Genomic DNA, 22,168 nt, shown 5'->3' with positions numbered 1-22,168 from the left:
GGCGGAGGGTCGGGGGGCGCTCGCCCTGCATCGCAGTCCACTCGCTCTGGTCGTCCAGTGGCGGCCCGTCCGCGGAGGGTCATCCGGCGCGGAGGGCGAGCGCGGGCTCGATGCGCGCGGCCCGGAGGGCGGGGGCGACGGCCGAGACCGCGCCCGCTCCGATCCCGGCCAGGACTCCCGCCGCGGCACTGAGCGGGTCGAGCACCGGCGTCCAGCCCTGCGCGGCACTGAGGACGGCGGTCGCGAGGACCCCCAGAGCCAGGCCTGAGAAGGCGCCCGCGGCTCCGATCACCGTCCCCTCGGCGAGGAAGAGCGCCCTGATGTCGGACCGTGTCGCTCCGACGGCCCGCCGCAGCGCGATCTCGCGGGTGCGAGCCGAGACGGCGAGGAACATCGAGGTCGCGCTCGTCAGGCAGACCAGCACGAGCAGGAGCAGCGACACCAGGAGGAGGTTCGCGGCGAGGTCGCTGCTCACGCCCCGGCTGAGCAGCCGCAGGTCGGCGACCGTCTGGACGACCGAGCGCTCGGGGTGGGCGGCGTCGACGGCGAGCGGCACGGACTCGGCGATCGCGGCGGGCCGGCCGGGCGCGGTGCGGGCGACCACCGAGGGCTCGGCTCGGGCGGGCACCTCGAGGTCGGTCAGCGAGACGAGGATCGACTCCGCGAGCGCCGGATCGCGCTGGGAGGACTCGACGAAGCCCGCGACCACCACGGGCGTCCCGGCGATCCGGACGGTGTCGCCCGTCCTGCCGACGGGGATCCCGAGATCGGCCGCCGCTCCTGCGCCCAGCAGGGCGACGGGACCTCCGTCCACCGCGTCGAGCCACTCGGAAGCGGCGGAGGGACGGGTGGTGACGAGCTCGACGTCGAGGAAGGCCCGGTCGACGGCGACCACCGCAGCGTCGGTGGCGACGACGGAGGAGGCCACCCAGCGCTCCGGGTGCGCGACCGCCGCCGGAAGGGTCAGGCGGGCGCTCGCCGCCTCCACTCCCTCGAGGCCCCCGATGTCGGACGCCGCCTCCCGCAGCTGAGGCAGGGTCGTCTCGGCCGGGAGGCGCACCGTGATCTGATCGAGGGCCGCGGCGTCCAGCCGTGCCGAGATCTGCTGCGCCGCGGCCGCGCTCATCCCGACCGAGGTCACCAGCCCGGCGACAGCGAGGACGAACGCGGCGAGGATCCCGAGGGTCCGGGCGGGCGAGAGCAGGAGCGACGACACCGCGTCGGCGAGGTGCGGAGCGCGGCGGCGACGCGGTGCTGCAGCAGGGGCGGGGTCGGACGGATCGGTGGCGCCCTGTGCCGCCTCGGAGGAGTCCGCAGCGGACAGACCCGCGCCCTGGTCTGCGTCCGGCACCGCACCCGAGTCGTCGACCACTCGTCCGTCCTCGAGGCGGAGCCGGCGCTGGGCGTGCGCTGCCACCTCCGGCGAGTGGGTGATGAGCACGATCGTCACGCCCGCGCGGTGCAGCGCGGACAGCACCTCCAGGACGGCATCGGCGGTCGCGGAGTCGAGGTTCCCGGTCGGCTCGTCCGCCAGGATCACGGCCGGTCGGCCGACGACGGCGCGCGCGATCGCGACCCGCTGCCGCTCGCCTCCGGAGAGCGTGCCCGCGCGCTGATCCGCGAGTGGGAGGAGCGCGACGCCCTCCAGCGCCTGCGCGACCGGGTCGCGCTGGTCCCCCGTCCGCTCTCCGCGGGTCCGGAGCGGGAGCGCCGTGTTCCGGGCGACCGTCTCCCGCGGCAGGACGAAGGAGTCCTGGAACACGAAGCCGAAGGTCCGGGACCGCAGCGCGTCGCGCTCCCGCTCCGGGAGCGAGGCCACGTCGACGCCTGCGAGGCGGTACTCCCCCTCGTCCGCCGAGTCGAGAAGCCCGAGGATGTTGAGCAGCGTCGACTTGCCGGCGCCGGAGCGTCCGACGATCGCGACGAACTCCCCCGCACGGACGTCGAGGTCGAGCCCCGAGAGCGCGCCCGCTGATCCCCCGCCGGGATAGCGGCGGCCGACGCCGCGCAGCGACAGCAGCGGCCCGCTCACGGCGTCACCACGACGATGTCGCCCTCGGCCGGTCCCGTCGACTCGTCGAGGTGTGCCCAGCCGTCTCCGACTCCGAGCACTGTCACGGGGACCTCCTCGCCCGTCCGGTATCGGGAGGACCGGCCGACCACGACGAACGGAGCGGTGGAGGCCCGGTTGACCGCCGTCAGCGGGACGGCGAGGACGGGGGCTCCGGCCGTCGCCGCGGCGACCACGACGGACGCCCTGTCGCCCAGATCGGCCCAGTCCGCGGGCAGGTCGAGGAACAGGTCGCGGCCGGCGGCGCTCCCCGCGGTACCGTCCGCGGCGACGAAGTCCCCCTGTCGCGCGACGGTCCCCGATCGCTCGGGCCGGCCGTCCGCGTGGAGCACGACCGGCGTCCCCGCCTGAAGCGCCTCGGCGTCGAGCACGGTCGCCCGGGCGACGATGCGCCGGGGGCTCGTCTGGAGGACCGCGAGCGGTTCCGCAGTGGTCGCGGTCGCTCCCACGGCGAGCGCCGAGAGCACGGAGACCGAGTCGGACTCCAGCTGCACGATCTGCGTCACGTCGACGAAAGGCCTCGTGAGCGCGGCGGAGGGCGCCGTGGCAGTGGGAGCCGGCGTCGCACGCGGATTCGACGATCCGCCCTCAGGTGACGCGACGGTCTCGGTCGGGAGCCGGTAGCCGCGCTCGCGCCACAGCGCGTCGGCGGCAGCGACGGTCGCCTCGGTCACGGTGCCGTCCACAGCGAAGTCGGCGTCGGAGAGCGCGCTGAGCGCCACCTCGAATGCTTCGGCGTCGGGCCCCGAGTCGCCGACGTGCAGATCGCGGTACAGCGGAGCCGTGACCCGCAGCCCGAGGAGCGGACGGCCTGCGACGGCGAGCAGGAGTCCCCCGCTGGCGAGGACCCCGCCCTGCGGTGTCCCCACTTCGGTCACGTAGGGCAGGACCGCGGGTGCACTGATGCCCGCGAACGGAACGGTCCGGATGTCACCCGGGTCGACGACGCCCTGCACTGTCCGCGGCGGCTCGATGGAGCGCCGCTCCACCTCGACCTCGACCGGGGGCGGCGGCTGCTCGGCCGCCGCGTCGAGGTCGTCGGCGGATCGGAGCGAGGCTCCCACGCCCACTCCGACGGCTCCGACGAGGAGGACGCTCACGAGGAAGGCTACGAGCGCTCGCGGCCGGGCGACGGCGGGCAGGCGCACCGATCCGTGCTGGTCGGCCACGGCTCAGCGCCCGTACCGCGCGATGACGGCATCGGCGCGCTCCAGGACTGCGCGCTCCTTCTGCGCCACCTCGTCCAGCTCGGCGCGGTGCCTGTCGATCAGCGCCGCCTGGTACTGCGCCTGCAGAGAGCTCAGCGTCTCGACGAGCCGGGTGTCCTCTTTGCACTGCACGTCCTGCACCGCCGTCCGGATCGCCGCCTCGGGGTCGTCGGGCACCTGGGGCGACCAGGGCTGCTCGCTGTCGGTGCGGAGCTGCAGTCCGTGCGCGATCAGGCAGTCGCCCCACCGGGTGCGCGCCCGGTTCCACCGGGGATCCGCCGATGCGAGGCGCCCGGCGTCGTTGGTGATCGCCTGCGGCAGCTGAGTGATCTCCATCCCCTTATCGGCCGCGTAGTCGCGTCCCAGGCCGGGCAGGGTCTCGACCCGGTCCTCACACGCGCTCATCGCGTCCTCCCACCCCGGATCGGCGGCGGCGGCCTCGAGGACCGCCGCACTCGCCGCCTCGACGGCCGCCGCGGGAGGCGTGTCGAAGCCGTATCCGGAGCGGGCCACGCGCTCCGGGCTCCAGATGCCGAAGGTCGTCTCCGTGACGACGGCGGACCGGGTGAGGTCGAACGCCGCGGAGGGGTCCGTCCGGCCGCCCTCCCGCATGCAGTCGTCCAGCAGCAGGGCGTTGGCCTGCACGATCCGGCCGAGCCCCTCCGCGTCGATGAAGTACGCGTCGATCGGGTAGGTCATCAGCTCGTTCGTCCGGTCGAGGACGGCGTGCACCTCCGAGTAGGCGCTGATGTCGAGACGCTCGTCGACGGGTGCCCCAGCGGGAGCGCACCCGGCCATCGGCAGCAGCACGGCGAGCGCCACGGGAGCAGCGCGGAGTCCCGTACGGCGGACGCGAGCCCGGGTGCCGGATCGCGGCTCGGCGGTCACGCCGCCGCTCCGTGCCGGGCGATGACGGCGTCGGCGCGCTCGAGGACCTCGCGCTCCTTCTCCGCCACCTCGTCCAGCTCGGTCCGGTGCCGGTCGATCAGAGCGGCCTCGTACTGCGACCGGAGCGAGGTCAGCTTCTCGATGAGGCGCGTGTCCACCTTGCACTGCACGTCGACGACGGCGGTCCGGATCGCGGCCTCCGGATCATCCGGGATCTCGGGCCCCGAGGCGTGCGGCTCCGCAGGATCGAACCGGAGTCCGTGCTCTTCCGAGCACCGGATCCATTCGGAGCGGGCCTCCTCCCATCGGGGGTCGGCCGAGGAGAGCATTCCTGCGTCGTGAAGGACGTCGTAGGCCGGCCCTGCGACCGCTCGGGCGGCGTCGCTCCCCGAATAGCGTCCGAGATGGGGCAGGCGCTCGATCGACTCGTCGCAGGCATCCGTCGCCGCACCCCACCCCGGATCGGCGTCTCCTCGAGCGATGGACGCCTGGTTCGCCGCTTCCAACGGTGCATCCCCAGAGTCGTCGAAGCCGTACCCCAGCCTGGCCGCCCGCTCGGGGCTCCAGATGCCGAAGGACGTGTCGGGACGGGGTGGGAGCGCCGTCAGGTCGACCTCCGCGGGCGGGAAGGAACGGCCGCTCGCCCGGAGGCACTCCCCGAAGAGGAGATTGTTCGCCTGGTCGATCCGGTTCAGCGCCTTCTCGTCGAGGAAGTACGCGTCCATCGGCGTCCTGATCGACTCCGTCGCAGGGTCGAGGACCGCGTGGACGTCGGCGTAGGGGCCGAGGTCGAGATCGTCCGGTACCGGTTGTCGTGTCGCTGGTGAGCATCCGACGAGGAGAAGGACGCTCGCGCCGACGAGGAAGACGGCGGTCGGACGCCCGAGCGGCCTCATCAGTCGACGCTCGAGATGAAGTCGTTCCAGTCGGCGTGATACCAAAGATCGGTTCGCTGCTCCTGGAGGTTGTGTCTCCTCTCCCCAGCGCCGATCTCGAGCCGAGCACCTCCCCTATTGGAATGCTCGAACCAGACCTTCGTGCCCGGGTAGCGATTCTTCAGGCTCGAAATCGAATCGTTGAAGACGTGACCTCCGACCGCGTGCCATTCATCGTAGTTCGCATTGCCGCGCCCTGAGTAGCTGCCCTGGTAGTCGGCGTCTGTCCAGACGCAACTGAATCCATCCGGACATTGGCTCTCCGAAGCGGAGGCCAGCGGAGCGGACAGGGCGGAGCCGGCTAGTGCCGCCACGACAAGAACGAGGGCGCGTGCACGCCCTGAAGACACGGACATTGGAACTCCGATCGAAGACAAATGAGGATGTATCGGAGAGTAGCGCGACCTTGGGTAAGCAGCCCCCGCTGGCGCGCTCCGCGGCACTCCACCCGGAAGCGGGGGTGCAGAGCACTTCGCGCTCCTGGTAGTAATCACAGGTGGGCGCATCGCAGAGCCCGCAGAACTGGACCGTCCGTGACCCGCACCACCCGCGCTCTCGCCGCGTTCGTCCCGACGACGACCCTCGTGCTCTCCGTGGTGTTCGCCTCCGCCGCACTCGCGCCCGAGGCGATGACCGCCCCGGAAGCGGTGTCGACGCCGACCGCCGCCTCGCCCGCGGAGGATGCGGCGGCGACTGCGGACCCCTCCGCTCCCGGTGCGGTATCCGGCGCCTCCGACCGCCGCTCCTCGAGCCCCTCCTCCGCGGATCCCGTCGAGTCCGCGCAGCCGACGACCGGCTCCTCCCCCGCAGACCGGCCCGCCACAGACCCGCCCGCCGCGGACCGGCCCGCCGACTCCCCCACCGCCACCCCACCCGACACCGCCGATCCCCTCACCGGCGAGGACCCGGTCCGCACGCCGCCCCTGCTCCACGACCTCGACGGAGTGGACGTCGACGTCGACATCACCCCTCCCGCGCAGCCCGGCTCCCTCTCGCTCTCCGTCGCCGCCGACGCCGTCGACCTCGCCGAGTCGGGCTCCACCGCCCTCCAGCGCCGGTTCACGGGCGGGCTGCCCACGGTCACCGTCACCGACTCGCGCGTCGGCGCGCAGAACGACTGGTACGTCCTCGCCTCGGCGAGCGCCCTCACCGGCCCGAGCGCCTCGATCGGAGCCGACCACCTCGGCTGGACCCCGCGCCTGATCACCGGCACCGGCGCCGTCGCGGGCGATCCGGTCGCCTCCTCCCTCGAGGGCGGCGCGGGCCTGCAGGACGCGCTGCTGCTCGGAGCCGCCGGCGGGGCCGGCACCTGGACCGCCGACGCCGAGCTGCGGCTGCTGGCCGAGCCGGACGTCGAGGCCGGCTCCTACCGCTCGACGATCACGCTGTCGCTGTTCGCCTAGGCGCGGACCAGCGCAACGGCCGGGGACCGCGCCCCGCGGTCACTCCTGAGCGACCGCGACCGCCACGACGAGCGCGGAGTGGACCGCCGGCTCCGAGACGGCGAAGTAGCGGCTCGAGCCCTCGATCCAGGCCTCGGTCGCACCCTCCCTGGTGCGGAAGCGGACGGGCTCGTCGCTCGAGGTCCCGCGCCCGTCGGCCTTCGCGACCGCCTGCGAGCGCAGATCGGCGAGCACCTGCTCCGCCGTCGTCGCCCCGGAGGCCACGCGGTCACGGACGGTGCGGGCGCGCACCGCGTCGATCCCGATGTCGCGTCCGGTCGCCAGCGCCGCGACCACCGCGCCGTCGCAGTGCGCGATGCTGATCCGCATCCGCTCCAGCGCCGGGTGCTCGCCGCGGAGCACCGGGCGGCCGTGCGGTCCGGAGCAGCGCTCGCAGCGCGCGTCCACGGCGACCTCGAGGGGATCGATCCCGAGCGTCTCGGCGGCCAGCTCGCGCACGAGGACCCGGCCGAGGAGGAAGCCGTCCCGGACCTCGCGCCGACTCGTCGCCTCGTAGCGCAGGCGCTCGGCGAGGGTGAGCAGGCGCAGCATCCGGTGGCGGGCGGAGTCGAGGACCTCGGGCCGCGCCCAGCGCAGCTGCACGTCGTCGGTGGCGAGGAGGGGGAGTCCGGTCATGCCCCGGACGCTACGCACGCCAGGCGACATCGGCGTGACGGGAGGGTGGCCGGAGGGAGACGGGCCGCTGTTGACTGGGAGGCGTGCAGACCTTCCTCCCCTACCCCGACTTCCACCGCAGCGTCCGCGCCCTCGACGGCAAGCGGCTCGGCAAGCAGCGCGTCGAGACGCTGCAGGTCATGCGGGCGCTGACCGTTCCGGGGTACGGCTGGCAGAACCACCCCGTCACGCGGATGTGGCGGGGCTACCGACCGGCGCTGATGACCTACCAGCGCGAGACCTGCGCGGAGTGGACGGAGCGCGGCTTCGCCGACACGTGCCTCGTGAAGACCGAGGAGGCCCTCGCCGCCGCCCCGGAGGATCTCGCCGCCTACCTGACCGGCGACTACGCGCTCCCGCCGTGGTTCGGCGACGAGCGGCTGCACCTCTCGCACCGCTCGAAGCTCGTGACCAAGGACGAGGACCACTACGGCCCGCTGTTCCCCGACACGCCGCCGGGGCTCGACTACCTCTGGCCCGTCGGCGCCTGAGCTCAGGCCGCGGGCGGGCGGAGGAACGGGATCGCGACGCGCGGACGGAACACCTCGCGCTGGTTCGCCTTCACCAGTCCGCAGATGATCAGCACGAAGTGCACCAGCCAGAGCACGGCGAACAGCGTGATCGGGATGCCGATCGGGTAGAAGTCCTTCGCGAGCGGGGTGTCGGAGGCGGCGAAGAGCAGCACGACGTGCGCGCCGAGCGTCACGACCCCGATCAGGATCACTGTCAGGCCCCAGTTCGCCGCGTTCCGCGCGTTCTCGGCGGCGAGGCCGCCCTTCCTCCGGGCGGACGGGTACACGGACGCCATGACGATGCCGCCCACGATGAGGCTGAGGAACGGGATCCCGATGAACGCGAGGAAGCCGAGAGCGTACGAGAGGGCGCCCGTGGGCGGTGCGGGGACGGCCTGCGGAGGCGCGACCGGAGCGGCCTCCGGGGTCGTCGCGTCGGCCGGTCGGGGGTCGGAGGAGGGGCTCGCCATGCCGACAGCCTAGGGAACGCCGTCCCCCGGGTGGCGGTCAGGGTCTTTTCAGGCCTCTGGCCGGGCCTTCGTCTTCGGGGGCTCTCGGGTTAGTCTGTCGAGGTTGACCTGCCGCACGGAGCGTGCAGGGCGTCGGCCGCGGTCGTCGCAGCATCCGGGGGGATTCGCGAAGGAGAAGGTTTGGCGTCCGACAGAAGGACCACCGGTGGTGTGGTCAAGGCGATCGTGGGCTTCCTGGGCATGAGCGTCGTGGCCGGAGTCCTCGTGACCGCCACCGTCACCCCGGCCGTGGCGCTCGCCGGAGTCGCCGCGAACCAGTCGATCGGCGTCTTCGACGGCCTGCCCGACTACCTCGAGGTCGACAAGCTCTCCGAGAAGAGCAACATCTACGCGACCGGCTCCGACGGCCCGCAGCTGCTCGCCTCCTTCTACGTCGAGAACCGCGTCGAGGTGCCGCTCGACCGCATCGCCCAGGCCGCCAAGGACGCCGCCGTCTCGGGTGAGGACCCCCGTTTCTACGACCACGGCGGAGTCGACCTCCCCGGCACCCTCCGCGCCGTCGCTCAGACCTACGTGCTCGGCAACGACGTGCAGGGCGGATCCTCGATCACCCAGCAGTACGTGAAGAACGTCCTCGTCGAGAAGGCCGTCCGCAACATCTCGGACGACGCCGAGCGCGCGGCCGCGATCGACGAGGCCACCCGGACCTCCCCCGAGCGCAAGCTCCGCGAGATGAAGCTCGCCATCGGCCTCGAGAAGCAGTACACGAAGGACCAGATCCTCCAGGGCTACCTCAACATCGCGTTCTTCGGAGGCACCACCTACGGCCTCGAGACCGCCGCGAACTACTACTACGCGACCTCGGCCGCGGACCTCTCGATCGCCCAGGCCGCGAGCCTCATCGCGATCGTCAACAACCCGGCCGTCCTGCGGATCGACCAGCCCGACAACCCGGACAACGGCGCCGCGAACGGCTACGCCCGCAACAAGGACCGCCGCGACTACATCATCGGCAAGATGCTCGAGGAGGGGAAGATCTCGCAGGAGGACCACGACGCCGCCGTCGCCACTCCGATCGAGCCCCGCATCACCCAGCCGAGCACCGGCTGCTCGACCGCGGGTAACGCCGGCTTCTTCTGCGACTACGTCACCAACGTCCTGAAGAACAACGAGATCTTCGGCGCCGACGAGGACACCCGCTGGACCAACTTCCGCCGCGGCGGCCTCGACGTCTACACGACGCTCGACGTCGGCCTGCAGGACGCGGCCGTCGCCGCCGTCGACGCGCAGGTCCCGCAGACCTGGAACTTCGACGTCGGAGCCGTCTCGGTCAGCGTCGAGGTCGGATCCGGGCGCGTGCTCGCGATGACGCAGAACAAGAAGTACTCGCAGGATCCGGACGTCCTCACGACGGACCCGTCCTACAGCGCCGTGAACTACAGCACCGATCGGGCCAACGGCGGATCCTCCGGGATCCAGCCGGGCTCGACCTACAAGCTCTTCACTCTGGTGGAGTGGCTGAAGGAGGGCCACAGCATCAACGAGTCGGTCGACGGGACGCGCAAGTCCACCTGGGGCACCTTCACGGACTCCTGCGTCTCCGGCGGCACCGACACGAGCAACGAGACGAGCGCGAAGAACGACGAGGGCGGCACCGGCGAGGTCGGCACCCCGGTGTCCTTCACGAAGACCTCCCTCAACACCGGCTTCGTCGGCATGGCCCGTGAGCTCGACCTGTGCGGCATCCGCGACACCGCGGTCGACATGGGCGTGAAGCAGGGCAGCGGCGAGGAGCTCGAGCACAACCCGTCGTCGGTGCTCGGCACGAACTACGTCTCGCCCCTCTCGATGGCCGGCGCCTTCGCCACCATCGCCTCCGGCGGCACGACCTGCGACCCCGTCGCGATCGACCGCATCACCGACTCCGCCGGAGCCGACCAGCCGGTGCCCCCGGCGAACTGCCGCCAGTCGATCGACCGCAACGTCGCCGCCACCGCGGCCGTCGCGCTGCAGGCGACCTTCACCGGCGGAGGGACGGCCGTGGCCTCCCGCACCGGCGACGGCGTTCCGCTGATCGGCAAGACCGGCACCACCGACGACGCGAAGGCCACCTGGATGACCGGAGCGAGCACCCGCGTCGCGACCGCCGTCGGCGTGTTCAACGTGAAGGGCGACGCGAACCTGCGCCTCGGCCGCTACTCCTTCGACTCCGGATCCGCCGCCACCGCGCGCCACCGCATCTGGCCGGTCGTCATGCGCGCCGCCGACGCGACGTACGGCGGGACGGAGTTCCCGGAGGCCGACGGCTCGCTGCAGGTCGTCCCGAAGGTCGACATCCCGGATGTCGTCGGGCTCTCCTCCGCCGACGCCGAGGCCAAGCTCGAGGCGGCCGGCTTCGGCGTCGTGCAGGGCGGCACGGAGGCGAGCGACGCCGCGGTCGGGACGGTCACCCGCGCCGACCCGACGGGCTCGGCCCCGCGCGGCACCGCGATCACCGTGTTCACCAGCTCCGGCAACCAGAAGACCGTGCCGAACGTGACGGGCCAGGATCTGGAGGCCGCGAAGAACGCGTTCGGCGCAGCCGGCTTCACGAAGATCACGCTCGCCTGCGCCGAGGACCCGAAGGCGCCCGACGCCGGCCAGGTCACCGGGCAGGAGCCGGCCGGCGGCTCCCCCGTCGCTCCGGACGCCACGCTGAAGGTGACGATCACCGCGAAGAAGTGCCCCTGACCGGCGCCTGACGGCTCGTGAGAACGCGTCCGGCCCGCGAGGATCCTCGGATCCCGCGGGCCGGACGCGTTCCTGTCGGACGACGGCGTCGGAGCCGGGGCTACTGCCCGCGCCCCCGGATCGCGCCGACGATCGCGACGGTCGCGAAGTAGACGATGAGGGCCAGCACGCCGAACGAGGCGAGCGCCCCGCTGGCCTCGGCCCAGGGCCGTCGCTCGTCCGTCATGGTGCCGGGCATGACGATGTCGAGGGCGAACATGCCCACCGCCAGGGCGAAGCAGACGAGGCTCAGCACGAGCAGCGCCCGGACCGCCTTGCCCACGGGGTCGTAGTAGCGCGGGTTCGACATCGTGCCTCCGGTTCTCGTGCTCTCGTGTCTATCCCGCCGGGACCGCTGTTGCAAGCCGTGGGGACGCGAAGACCCCCGCCCCTCCCCCTCCGCGGGCGCCGCTCGCGACGACGGGCGGTGCCGTCGTCACGAGTGGCGTCTCGGGGGAGGAGGAGGGACGGGGGTCGGAGCGGGACCGGCTACGCGGCCAGCGGGAGGGCGACGGCCGAGGTCACCAGCAGCTCGCCGCCGACGGCGTCGACGCGGACCGCGCCTCCGTCGGAGACCTCGCCGCTGACGAACAGGTCGGCGATCCGGTCGTCGATGGAGCGCTGGACGAGCCGGCGCAGGGGCCGGGCACCGTACTGCGGCTCGTAGCCGTTCTCGGCGAGCCAGTCGACGGCCGCCTCCGTCACCTCGAGCGTCACCTCGCGGGGAGCGAGGCGGGAGCGCGTGGTGTCGAGGACGATGCCGACGATCTCCCGCAGCTGCTCGCGGCCGAGGCGGCGGAACAGGACGATCTCGTCGATCCGGTTGAGGAACTCGGGGCGCATCGCCTCGCGGAGACGGCCCATGACGCGATCGCGCAGGTCCTTCTCCGAGGCGAAGCCCTCGGCCGACGCGTCGCTCTGAGCGACGAAGCCGAGCGCACCCGACCGCGAGGCCAGGAACTCCGAGCCGAGGTTCGAGGTCATGATGATCACCGTGTTGCGGAAGTCGACCGCCCGCCCCTGGCCGTCGGTCAGACGCCCGTCGTCGAGCACCTGCAGCAGCAGGTTGAACACGTCGGGGTGCGCCTTCTCGATCTCGTCGAAGAGGACCACCGAGTACGGGTTCCGGCGCACGCGCTCGGTCAGCTGACCGGCCTCGTCGTAGCCGACGTACCCGGGAGGGGCGCCGACCAGCCGCGAGACCGTGTGACGCTCGCCGAACTCGCTCATGTCGAAGCGGATGACCGACTGCTCGTCGGCGAAGAGGGAGCCCGCGAGGGTGCGCGCCAGCTCCGTCTTGCCGACACCGGTCGGGCCGAGGAAGAGGAACGAGCCGACCGGGCGCGAGGAGTCGCCGAGGCCTGTGCGGCTGCGGCGGACGGCCCGGGCGACAGCGGTGACCGCGTCGTCCTGGCCGATGACCCGCTGGTGCAGCTCGGTCTCGAGGTGCGCGAGGCGCTCGCGCTCCCCCTCTGTGAGTCGCGACACCGGGATGCCGGTGGCGCGGGCGATGACGGCCGCGATCTCGGTCTCGCCGACGACCGCCTCCGCGGGGGCGCTGCCGGTGGCCGCGTCGAGCTCCGCCTGCACGGCGCTGATCTCGTCGCGGACGCGGGACGCCTCCTCGTAGTGCTCGGCCGAGACGGCCGCGTTCTTGTCGGCCTCCAGGGTCGCCAGACGCTCGAGCAGAGCTCCGGTGTCGACGCCGGCTCCGAGGCGGAGGCGGAGGCGCGCGCCGGCCTGGTCGATCAGGTCGATCGCCTTGTCGGGCAGCACGCGGTCGGTGAGGTACCGGGCCGAGAGCTCGACGGAGGCGCGGAGTGCCTCGTCCGTGAAGCGCACGCGGTGGTGCTCCTCGTAGGCGGGGCGCAGGCCGTGCAGGATGGCGACCGCGTCCTCGATGCCGGGCTCGCCGACGCGGACCGGCTGGAAGCGCCGCTCCAGTGCCGGGTCCTTCTCGATGGTGCGGTACTCCTTGAGCGTGGTGGCGCCGACGAGGTGCAGGTCGCCTCGGGCCAGACGCGGCTTGAGGATGTTGCCCGCGTCCATGCCGCCCTCGCCGCCGCCGCCCGCACCGACGACGGTGTGGACCTCGTCGATGAAGACGATCAGCTCGCCGGAGTGCGCCGCGATCTCGTCCATGGTGCCGGTGAGGCGCTCCTCGAAGTCGCCGCGGTAGCGGGTGCCGGCCAGCATGCCGGGGAGGTCGAGCGAGATCACGCGCTTGCCGCGCAGCTGCTCGGGGACCTCCTCCGCCACGATCGCGCGGGCCAGGCCCTCGACGATCGCGGTCTTGCCGACGCCGGCCTCGCCGACGAGCACCGGGTTGTTCTTGGTGCGGCGGCTGAGGATCTCGACGGTCTGCTCGATCTCGTCGGCGCGCCCGATGACCGGGTCGAGCCGGCCCTCGCGGGCGAGAGCGGTGAGGTCGGTGCCGAACTTGTCGAGCATCGGAGTGTCGGAGGCGGGCTGTCCCGCCTCCTGCTGCTGCGGGGCCTCGGTCTCGCGCATGCCCTGGGTGAGGGCCTCGGCGGTGACGCCGGCGCGGGCGAGGACCTGCCCGGCGGGGGCGTCCTGGCCGAGCACGAGCGCGAAGAAGAGGTGCTCGGGCTCGATGTAGGTCGAACCGCTGGAGCGGGCGACCTGGTAGGCGTGGAACAGCGCGCGCTGCGCGCTGGGGGTGATGGTGGCCGCGTTCTGCGAGGCGTGGGCCTCGTCGGCCTGCGGGAGGCGCGCCTCCGCGGCGGTGGCGATGGCGGCGGGGTCGACGCCGATGCGGCGCACGGCCTGCGAGACGGTCTCGTCGTCGATGAGCACGCGGAGCACATGCAGGGCGTCGAGCTCGGTCTGGCCGCGCTCGAGGGCGAAGCGTCCTGCGGACTGCAGGATGTCGCGGGTACGGGCGGTGAGGAATCGGCTGAGGTCGATCGACCGCGCCGCGCGGGCGCGCTCACCGTCGAGGTAGCGGGCGAGGAAGTCGTCGAACGAGCTCGCTCCGGCCTCGCTGTAGTTGTCGGGCACCTGTCCTCCTGAGGAAGTTGAGTCGGTTACGCTCAAGTTCAACGCAGGGGTGCCGTTCCTATTCCCGCCCCTCCCCCGCGAGATGCCGCTTCGGTCCGCGACGGGTCGCGTCGCGGCGGGCGTACCGACCGGCGTCTCGCGGGGACGGGAAGAGGCACGGACTCCGGGGAGTCCGTGCCTCTCTGCGCCGACGCGCATTTCCTCCGGGGTGGGAGCTCTAGGGGACGAGGTAGCCCGCCGCGCGGAACAGCTCGTACCACTCCGGCCGCGTGAGCGGCAGATCGGAGCCGAGGGCCGCATCGCGCACGCGCTGCTCGTTCGTCGTGCCGAGCACGACCTGCATGCCCGCCGGGTGGCGGGTGATCCAGGCGGTGGCCACGGCGATCGCCGGGACCTCGTACGTCGCTGCGAGCCGGTCGATGACGGCGTTCAGCTCGGGGTAGGCCGGGTTGTCGAGGAAGACGCCGGTGAAGAACCCCGCCTGGAAGGGCGACCAGGCCTGCACGGTGATGTCGTTCAGGCGGCAGTAGTCGAGGATGCCGGCGTCGCGCATCACGGACTGGTCCTCGCCGACCATGTTGGAGGCGACTCCCTGCGCGATCAGCGGCGCATGGGTGATCGAGAGCTGCAGCTGGTTCGCCACGATCGGCTGGTTCAGCGACTTCTTCAGCAGCTCGATCTGGTACGGCGTCTGGTTCGAGACGCCGAAGTGCTTCACCTTGCCGGACGCGTGCAGCTCGTCGAACGCGCGGGCCACCTCATCGGGCTCGACGAGCGCGTCGGGCCGGTGCAGGAGCAGCACGTCGACGTAGTCGGTGCGCAGCGCCCTCAGCGAGCCCTCGACCGAGGCGATCAGGTGCTCGTACGAGAAGTCGAAGTAGGGGCCGTCGGGGACGATGCCCGCCTTGGTCTGCAGGACGACCTGCTCGCGCTCCGACGGGGTGAGCGCCATCGCCTCGGCGAAGCGCTCCTCGCAGCGGTGCAGCTCGCCGCCGTACACGTCGGCGTGGTCGAAGAAGTCGATGCCGGAGTCGCGGGCGGCGCCGACGAGGCCGCGGATCGCCTCGTCGCTCATCTCGGGGATGCGCATGAGGCCGAGGACGACGTTCGGGGAGTCGACACCGGAGGTGCCGAGGGGGACGTGCTTCACAGGGAGTGCTCCTTCGTTGGATACCTCGTCCACGGTAGGCGCCCCGCCTGGGCGCCGTCCAACAGGGGGTGCTGGTGCGATTCATCCGGCGGAGTGGTGAATCGGCGGAGTGGTCGGCTGGGCGGCGGTGCACCCCGTGCTCGACGGCTTCCCCCGGGTGCTGATGCGCCTTGCCCTCTGACGGCGCCCGCGACAGCCGCTCCGGCCCAGTTCCGCCGAGACACCGCCGAACCGCCGAGGCGCCGCCGGGAGGACGGCGCCTCGGCGACAGGGCGGTGCCTCGGCGGGCGCGGCGACCGGGCGCTCGCCCGCCGCCCGGAGACGAGGAACGGCCCCTCACCCGCGAGGGGAGGGGCCGTTCGCCGTGGAGGCCGGGACGTGGTGTCGACGCCTAGAAGTCCCAGTCCTCGTCCTCGGTGTTCACGGCCTTGCCGATCACGTAGGAGGAGCCGGAGCCCGAGAAGAAGTCGTGGTTCTCGTCCGCGTTGGGCGAGAGGGCCGACAGGATCGCGGGGTTCACATCGGTGACCTGCTTGGGGAACATCGGCTCGTAGCCGAGGTTCATCAGCGCCTTGTTGGCGTTGTAGTGCAGGAACTTCTTGACGTCCTCGGTCAGGCCGAGCTGGTCGTAGAGGTCCTGCGTGTACTGCGCCTCGTTGTCGTAGAGCTCGTAGAGCAGCGAGAACGTGTAGTCCTTGATCTCGTCGCGCTTGGCCTGGTCGACCCGCTCGAGTCCCTTCTGGAACTTATAGCCGATGTAGTAGCCGTGCACGGCCTCGTCGCGGATGATCAGGCGCACGAGATCGGCCGTGTTGGTGAGCTTGGCGCGCGAGGACCAGTACATCGGCAGGTAGAAGCCCGAGTAGAAGAGGAACGACTCCAGCAGCGTGGAGGCGACCTTCCGCTTCAGCGGGTCGTCGCCGCGGTAGTAGTCCATCACGATGGACGCTTTCTTCTGCAGGTTCGGGTTCTCCATCGACCAGCGGAAGGCCTCGTCGATGTCCTGGGTGTTCGACAGGGTCGAGAACACCGAGGAGTACGACTTGGCGTGGACCGACTCCATGAACGCGATGTTCGTGTAGACGGCCTCCTCGTGAGGCGTGATCGCGTCCGGGATGAGCGAGACGGCGCCGACGGTGCCCTGCACGGTGTCGAGCAGGGTGAGCCCGGTGAACACGCGCATGGTGAGCTGCTGCTCCTGGTGCGTGAGCGTGTTCCACGACTGGATGTCGTTCGACAGCGGGACCTTCTCGGGCAGCCAGAAGTTGCTCGTGAGGCGGTTCCACACCTCGACGTCCTTGTCGTCCTGGATCCGGTTCCAGTTGATCGCCTGGACGGAGTCGACGAGCTTGAGCTTCTCGGGGGGAGTCATGATTCCTTCTCGCTGCTGCGGATGGGTCGTGCGGAGGGGGGTGGGGCTGCGTGCTCTAGAGCATGCACGAGACGCACTGGTCGAGCTCGGTGCCCTCGAGCGCCAGCTGACGGATGCGGATGTAGTAGATCGTCTTGATGCCCTTGCGCCAGGCGTAGATCTGGGCGCGGTTGACGTCGCGCGTGGTCGCCGTGTCCTTGAAGAAGAGCGTCAGCGAGAGGCCCTGGTCGACGTGCTGCGTGGCGGCGGCGTAGGTGTCGATGATCTTCTCGTAGCCGATCTCGTACGCGTCCTGGTAGTACTCCAGGTTGTCGTTCGTCATGAACGGCGCCGGGTAGTAGACGCGGCCGAGCTTGCCCTCCTTGCGGATCTCGATCTTCGACGCGATCGGGTGGATCGAGGACGTCGAGTTGTTGATGTACGAGATCGAGCCGGTCGGCGGGACGGCCTGCAGGTTCTGGTTGTAGATGCCGTGCTCCATGACCGAGGCCTTGAGCGCACGCCAGTCGTCCCGGGTGGGGACCGCGATGCCCGAGTCGGCGAAGAGGCGGGAGACGCGCTCGGTGGCCGGCGCCCACTCCTTCTCGGTGTAGGTGTCGAAGAACTCGCCCGAGGCGTACTTCGAGTCGGCGAAGCCCTCGAAGGTGGTGCCGCGCTCGATGGAGAGGTTGTTGGAGGCGCGCAGGGCGTGGAACAGCACCGAGTAGAAGTAGATGTTGGTGAAGTCGATGCCCTCCTCGGATCCGTAGTGGATCCGCTCGCGGGCGAGGTAGCCGTGCAGGTTCATCTGGCCGAGGCCGATGGCGTGCGACTTGTCGTTGCCGTCCTCGATCGAGCGGACCGAGGTGATGTGCGACTGGTCGGACACCGAGGTGAGGCCGCGGATAGCGGTCTCGATGGTGCGGCCGAAGTCGGGCGAGTCCATCGTCAGCGCGATGTTCAGCGATCCGAGGTTGCAGGAGATGTCCTTGCCGATCTGCGCGTAGGAGAGGTCCTCGTTGTAGGTCGTCGGAGTGTTGACCTGGAGGATCTCGGAGCAGAGGTTGGACATGTTGATGCGGCCCTTGATCGGGTTCGCCTGGTTCACCGTGTCCTCGAACACGATGTAGGGGTAGCCCGACTCGAACTGGATCTCGGCGATGGTCTGGAAGAACTCGCGCGCCGAGATCTTGGTCTTCTTGATGCGCGGGTCGTCGACCATCTCGCGGTACTTCTCCGAGAGGGAGATGTCGCCGAAGGGGATGCCGTAGACGCGCTCGACGTCGTAGGGCGAGAAGAGGTACATGTCCTCGTTGTTCTTCGCGAGCTCGAACGTGATGTCGGGCACGACGACGCCGAGGGAGAGCGTCTTGATGCGGATCTTCTCGTCGGCGTTCTCGCGCTTGGTGTCGAGGAAGCGGAGGATGTCGGGGTGGTGGGCCGAGAGGTACACCGCTCCCGCGCCCTGGCGCGCGCCGAGCTGGTTGGCGTAGCTGAAGCTGTCCTCGAGGAGCTTCATCACGGGGATGATGCCCGAGGACTGGTTCTCGATCTGCTTGATCGGGGCGCCGGCCTCGCGGATGTTCGAGAGCGAGAGGGCGACGCCGCCGCCGCGCTTGGAGAGCTGGAGCGCGGAGTTGATGCCGCGGGCGATCGACTCCATGTTGTCCTCGATGCGCAGCAGGAAGCAGGAGACGAGCTCGCCGCGCTGGGCCTTGCCGGTGTTGAGGAAGGTCGGGGTCGCGGGCTGGAAGCGGCCGGCGACGATCTCCTCGACGAGGGCGGTCGCGAGCGTCTCGTCGCCCTGGGCGAGGCCGAGGGCGGTCATCACGACGCGGTCCTCGAAGCGCTCGAGGTAGCGCTTCCCGTCGAACGTCTTGAGCGTGTACGAGGTGTAGTACTTGAACGCGCCGAGGAAGGTCGCGAAGCGGAACTTCTTCGAGTACGCCAGGTCGTTGAGCTGCTGGATGAACTCGAACGAGTACTGGTCGAGCACGGCCTGCTCGTAGTACTCCTTCTCGACCAGGTAGTCGAGGCGCTCCTTGAGCGTGTGGAAGAACACCGTGTTCTGGTTGACGTGCTGCAGGAAGAACTCGCGAGCGGCCTCGCGGTCCTTGTCGAACTGGATCTCTCCGTTCGGGCCGTAGAGGTTCAGCATCGCGTTGAGCGAGTGGTAGTCCATCTGTGCGGCGTCGCGGGGAGCGTCGATCACTGCTGCGTCCAAAACGTGTCCAATCCTTCGTCGACGGCGCGGACGTCGTCGGGTGTTCCGAATACTTCGAATCGATAGAGGTGCGGCACCTCGCACTTGCGGGCGATGATGTCGCCGGCGAGGCAGTACGCCTCGCCGAAGTTCGTGTTGCCGGCGCCGATGACGCCGCGGATCAGGGAGCGGTTGCACGGATCGTTGAGGAACCGGATGACCTGCTTGGGGACCGCTCCCCCGCCGTTGCCGCCGCCGTAGGTGGGGAGGACGAGCACGTACGGCTCGTGGACGTGGAGCGTGTCGAGGGCGGCTCCGTCGCGACGGGCGTGGAGCGGGATGCGCTGCGCCGGCCGTCCGAGCTTCTCGATGAACCGGTGCGTGTTCCCCGAGCTGCTGGAGAAGTACACGAGCCCGCTCATCCTTCGGCCCCTCTCCCCGTCAGCTGCTGTTCTCGGTCCCGCCTCCGAGGCGGCTGCGCGGTGAGCCGCGAGGCGGAGGAGGAAGCCGCAGCGGCGCTACGGCGCCCGCCGACGACGTCGCGGATCGCCGTCCGTGCGCCTCAGAGGGTCGCGATCTTGTCGGGGCGGAAGCCGGACCAGTGGTCGTCGTCCGTGATGACGACCGGCGCCTGGAGGTAGCCGAGGGCCTTGACGGCCTCGAGGGCCTTCTCGTCCACGGAGAGGTCGAACACCTCGTAGTCGATGCCCTTGCTGTCGAGGGCGCGGTACGTCGCGGTGCACTGGACGCAGGAGGGCTTGGTGTAGACCGTCACAGCCATGGGTGTCGCCTTTCGGAGGGGGTGTCCCGGTGCCGCTCCCCGACCGGCGGCTCGCGATGCGGGCGGGGTCGGAGGGTGGTCCGGGTGAGTTCTGGGTGCCGGTGGGGCTCTCGCTCCGACCTGCTCAGCAATACTACATATAGGGGGCGGGCCGGTGTCAGCCCACTAGACGTAGTAGTTACAGCCGTGTAGTTATCCACCGGTTCCTCCCCCGTTCATCCACAGGCCGGAGCCCGTGGAACCGCGGAAGGACGCGGATCCGGACGAACCATCCACAGGTGTGGACAGAAGGATCCCGTTCACTGTGTACAACGCGCCACGGCGTGTCGGCATGCCCGACCGGTGGGGTCCGCGCGGCGGCTCGACCACAAGATGTGGTGGTCGGATCGCATCGCGGGTCATGCCCGGACGATACGCCCGACCACCGACACCGCGAACGGTCAGAGGAGCTGCGCGGCCCACTCCCGGGCGACGGCGCGCAGGTGCGGGAACGGGTCCGCGAGGGCCGCGGACGAGGAGCCCGCCGCCTCCGTCAGCGACACCGCCGCGGTGAAGCCGGGAGTCGGCGCCGCGATCGCCCCGGCGACGAGGAGCGTCCGCGCCCCGGCCGCCTCGGCGAGCGCGAGGACGTGCACCGGGACCTTGCCGGCGGCGGACTGCGCGTCGAAGCGCCCCTCCCCCGTGATGACGACGTCCGCGCCCGCGAGGAGCGCCGGGAGCCCGATCGCCCGTCCGACGGCGTCGGCGCCGGAGGTCGGGCGCGCGCCCCAGGCGAGCAGCCCGAAGCCCGTCCCGCCCGCCGCCCCGGAGCCCGGCGCATCGGGATCCGCGTCCAGGTGCGCGGCGAGACGGCGGAGACCGCTCTCGAGGAGGAGGACGTCCTCGGGGCCGGCCCCCTTCTGCGGTCCGAAGACGCGGGCCGCCCCGGAGTCGCCGAGCAGCGGGGTCGCGACGTCGCTGAGCACGACCGCGCCTCCGGGCGGCAGAGGACGCAGCCCGCGGAGGTCGGCGGCGGCGAGCGCGGGCAGCGCACCGCCTCCCTCGCCGAGGTCGCGGCCGGAGGCGGTGGAGAAGCGCGCGCCGAGCTCGCGGAGCGCGCCGACTCCGCCGTCGGTCGAGGCGCTGCCGCCGATCGCCAGCAGAAGGGCGTGCGCCCCCGCGTCGAGGGCGGCGGCGATCGCGCGGCCGAAGCCGCGGGTGTGCGCGGTGAGCGGTCGGAGCGGGTCGAGCAGCGTGATGCCGCTCGTGGAGGCGAGCTCCACGACGGCTGTCCCGTCGGGGAGCAGCAGCCACCAGGCGCGGACCGGCCGGTCGTCCGGGCCGGGCACGACGACCGGCCGCCGCTGCGACCCCGGGACCGCGAGCGCGAAGGCCTCGACCGTGCCCTCTCCCCCGTCGGCCATCGGCGCGAGGACGATCTCGTCCCCCGCGCGCGCAGCGCTCCAGCCCTCGGCGATCGCCCGTGCGACCTCGACCGCGCTCGCCGACCCCTTGAAGGAGTCGGGCGCGACGACGACCCTCAGCCTGCCCACGCGCTCAGTGTGGCACCGCGCCGCCGCTCAGAGCGGGGTCGCGAGCCGGTAGCCGCGCTTGATCACCGTCGCCACGAGCCGCGGTTCGGGGAGGGCCTGACGGAGGCGGCTGACAGCGACGTCGACCGCGTGGTCGTCGAGAGCCTCCGGCGCGGAGGCCGCGAGGACGTGACGCGCGACGGTCGCGCCCTCGGCGGCGACGAGAGTCCGGAACAGCGCGAGCGCGACCGGGGTCAGCGCCACCCGGGTCCCGGCCAGGACGGCGTGCCGGCCTCGGAGCTCGAGAGTGCCGAAGGCCGTCTCGATGCGGGGCGACGCCTGCTCGAGGTGCTCGCAGGTCAGGCGGATGAGCGCGCCCATCCGGAACCGGTCCGGCACGACCGGGAGGATCCCTGCCTCGACCAGGGGTGCTGCGGTCACGGGGCCCACGGCGGCGGCGACCACCGTCTCGCGGAAGGCCGCCTGGAGGTCGTCGAGGCGGCCCGCGGCCTCCGCGACCGTGAAGAGCGCCTCCACCGCCGGCGCGCTGGTGAAGGTGACGGCGTCGATGCCCCCTCCGCAGACCGCGTCGATCAGCCGCAGCACCCGGGCGGAGTCCTCGTGCACGCTCCAGCGGTAGGGCGCGGCCGTGAGCACCCGGGCGCCGGCGTCGCGGAGACGCTGCAGCTGAGCCGGGTCGGTGAATCCGTGCAGCTGCACCGCGATCGTGCGGCCGGCGACGCCCTCGCGCAGAGCCAGGTCGACGAGGGAGGTGGTCGTCTCGCGCTCGCTCATCCCGTGGTCGTCGAGACCCGCCGCACGGATCGCTCCGCGCGCCTTGGGTCCTCGGACGAGGATCCGCGCGCAGGACAGCGCGTCGGCCAGCTCGATCCCCGCGGCGTCCGCGGCCTCGAGCCAGCGCCGCAGGCCGTAGGAGGTGGTGGCGAGGAGCACGTCGGGACGGGCGGCGACGATGGCGCGGGTCTCCTCCTCGAGCGCGCCCTCGGTGTCGACGCCGCGCATGCGGATGGTGGGGGCGTGCGTGACGGCGGCACCGCGGCGCTCGAACGCGGCGATCAGGTCCTCGGAGCGGCGGTCGGAGGTGACCCCGATGCGGAAGCCGTCCAGCTGGTCGGGTCGGAACCCCACGGCGGCGTCGGGATCGGTGCCGGTCATGCTCG

At 71.5% G+C, this 22,168-nt stretch carries 18 protein-coding genes; 3 read left to right on the top strand and 15 right to left on the bottom strand.

Annotated features, from left to right (window positions below):
• Positions 1 to 79: 79 nt before the first annotated feature.
• From GSU40_RS04455 to GSU40_RS04440, 4 genes are all read right to left on the bottom strand, one after another.
• The gene (locus tag GSU40_RS04455; RefSeq protein ID WP_160033846.1) at positions 80 to 2,032 is read right to left on the bottom strand and encodes an ATP-binding cassette domain-containing protein; all 1,953 of its coding nucleotides are present in this window, start codon (positions 2,030 to 2,032) and stop codon (positions 80 to 82) included.
• Positions 2,029 to 3,171 carry a hypothetical protein gene (locus GSU40_RS04450; protein WP_160033844.1) on the bottom strand — a complete coding sequence of 381 codons (1,143 nt, stop codon included), beginning with the start codon at positions 3,169 to 3,171 and terminating at the stop codon, positions 2,029 to 2,031. The genes GSU40_RS04455 and GSU40_RS04450 overlap by 4 nt, the downstream gene beginning before the upstream one ends.
• A gap of 72 nt (positions 3,172 to 3,243) precedes the next feature.
• Positions 3,244 to 4,167: a hypothetical protein gene (locus GSU40_RS04445; RefSeq protein ID WP_160033842.1), complete on the bottom strand. Its 924-nt coding sequence runs from the start codon at positions 4,165 to 4,167 to the stop codon at positions 3,244 to 3,246.
• Positions 4,164 to 5,108, bottom strand: coding sequence for a hypothetical protein (locus tag GSU40_RS04440; protein ID WP_160033840.1), 945 nt, complete (start codon positions 5,106 to 5,108; stop codon positions 4,164 to 4,166). Before GSU40_RS04440 ends, GSU40_RS04445 begins: the two co-directional genes overlap by 4 nt.
• Positions 5,109 to 5,635: 527 nt before the next feature.
• On the opposite strand from GSU40_RS04440, the gene GSU40_RS04430 reads away from it, so the two are divergent.
• Positions 5,636 to 6,505, top strand: a complete 870-nt coding sequence (locus tag GSU40_RS04430; RefSeq protein ID WP_160033836.1) for a hypothetical protein — start codon at positions 5,636 to 5,638, stop codon at positions 6,503 to 6,505.
• Between the two features lie 39 nt (positions 6,506 to 6,544).
• On the opposite strand, the gene GSU40_RS04425 is transcribed toward GSU40_RS04430, so the two are convergent.
• Entirely contained in the window at positions 6,545 to 7,180 is a 636-nt protein-coding gene (locus tag GSU40_RS04425) for a 4-phosphopantetheinyl transferase (RefSeq protein ID WP_160033834.1), read from the bottom strand.
• Positions 7,181 to 7,263: 83 nt separating this feature from the next.
• On the opposite strand from GSU40_RS04425, the gene GSU40_RS04420 reads away from it, so the two are divergent.
• Entirely contained in the window at positions 7,264 to 7,710 is a 447-nt protein-coding gene (locus GSU40_RS04420) for an MSMEG_6728 family protein (RefSeq protein ID WP_160033832.1), read from the top strand.
• A 2-nt stretch (positions 7,711 to 7,712) separates the two neighbouring features.
• On the opposite strand, the gene GSU40_RS04415 is transcribed toward GSU40_RS04420, so the two are convergent.
• A complete protein-coding gene (locus tag GSU40_RS04415; RefSeq protein WP_160033830.1) occupies positions 7,713 to 8,201 on the bottom strand; it encodes a DUF4870 domain-containing protein in 489 nt (162 codons plus the stop codon).
• Between the two features lie 180 nt (positions 8,202 to 8,381).
• Here GSU40_RS04415 and GSU40_RS04410 point away from each other — a divergent pair, with 180 nt between their 5' ends.
• Complete coding sequence (locus GSU40_RS04410) at positions 8,382 to 10,931, top strand: transglycosylase domain-containing protein (RefSeq protein WP_244229592.1); 2,550 nt, start codon at positions 8,382 to 8,384, stop codon at positions 10,929 to 10,931.
• Between the two features lie 100 nt (positions 10,932 to 11,031).
• Here the strand turns inward: GSU40_RS04410 and GSU40_RS04405 are convergent, their stop codons facing one another.
• The 9 genes from GSU40_RS04405 to GSU40_RS04365 all read right to left on the bottom strand — a co-directional run bounded on the left by GSU40_RS04405 (position 11,032) and on the right by GSU40_RS04365 (position 22,163).
• Positions 11,032 to 11,280 carry a hypothetical protein gene (locus tag GSU40_RS04405; RefSeq protein WP_104224361.1) on the bottom strand — a complete coding sequence of 83 codons (249 nt, stop codon included), beginning with the start codon at positions 11,278 to 11,280 and terminating at the stop codon, positions 11,032 to 11,034.
• A 179-nt stretch (positions 11,281 to 11,459) separates the two neighbouring features.
• Positions 11,460 to 13,991: an ATP-dependent Clp protease ATP-binding subunit gene (locus GSU40_RS04400; protein WP_160033828.1), complete on the bottom strand. Its 2,532-nt coding sequence runs from the start codon at positions 13,989 to 13,991 to the stop codon at positions 11,460 to 11,462.
• A gap of 217 nt (positions 13,992 to 14,208) precedes the next feature.
• Entirely contained in the window at positions 14,209 to 15,141 is a 933-nt protein-coding gene (locus tag GSU40_RS04395) for an aldo/keto reductase (RefSeq protein ID WP_279630840.1), read from the bottom strand.
• Positions 15,142 to 15,532: 391 nt separating this feature from the next.
• Complete coding sequence (gene nrdF, locus GSU40_RS04390) at positions 15,533 to 16,513, bottom strand: class 1b ribonucleoside-diphosphate reductase subunit beta (RefSeq protein WP_104224358.1); 981 nt, start codon at positions 16,511 to 16,513, stop codon at positions 15,533 to 15,535.
• Between the two features lie 55 nt (positions 16,514 to 16,568).
• Entirely contained in the window at positions 16,569 to 18,674 is a 2,106-nt protein-coding gene (gene nrdE, locus GSU40_RS04385) for a class 1b ribonucleoside-diphosphate reductase subunit alpha (protein ID WP_104250945.1), read from the bottom strand.
• A 26-nt stretch (positions 18,675 to 18,700) separates the two neighbouring features.
• Positions 18,701 to 19,117, bottom strand: a complete 417-nt coding sequence (gene nrdI / locus GSU40_RS04380; RefSeq protein WP_104224357.1) for a class Ib ribonucleoside-diphosphate reductase assembly flavoprotein NrdI — start codon at positions 19,115 to 19,117, stop codon at positions 18,701 to 18,703.
• A 140-nt stretch (positions 19,118 to 19,257) separates the two neighbouring features.
• Positions 19,258 to 19,476 (bottom strand): glutaredoxin-like protein NrdH, encoded by a 219-nt coding sequence (gene nrdH / locus GSU40_RS04375; protein ID WP_068255139.1) that lies wholly within the window; start codon positions 19,474 to 19,476, stop codon positions 19,258 to 19,260.
• Between the two features lie 440 nt (positions 19,477 to 19,916).
• Complete coding sequence (locus tag GSU40_RS04370) at positions 19,917 to 20,999, bottom strand: glycerate kinase (protein WP_208543382.1); 1,083 nt, start codon at positions 20,997 to 20,999, stop codon at positions 19,917 to 19,919.
• A 36-nt stretch (positions 21,000 to 21,035) separates the two neighbouring features.
• Positions 21,036 to 22,163: a uroporphyrinogen-III synthase gene (locus GSU40_RS04365; protein ID WP_160033824.1), complete on the bottom strand. Its 1,128-nt coding sequence runs from the start codon at positions 22,161 to 22,163 to the stop codon at positions 21,036 to 21,038.
• Positions 22,164 to 22,168 lie beyond the last annotated feature (5 nt).

Origin of the sequence: Rathayibacter sp. VKM Ac-2805, assembly GCF_009834265.1 — a bacterium.
Lineage (GTDB): Bacteria > Actinomycetota > Actinomycetes > Actinomycetales > Microbacteriaceae > Rathayibacter.
The sequence above is the reverse complement of the archived record's forward strand: the minus strand, read 5'-3'. Positions and strand labels throughout refer to the sequence as shown.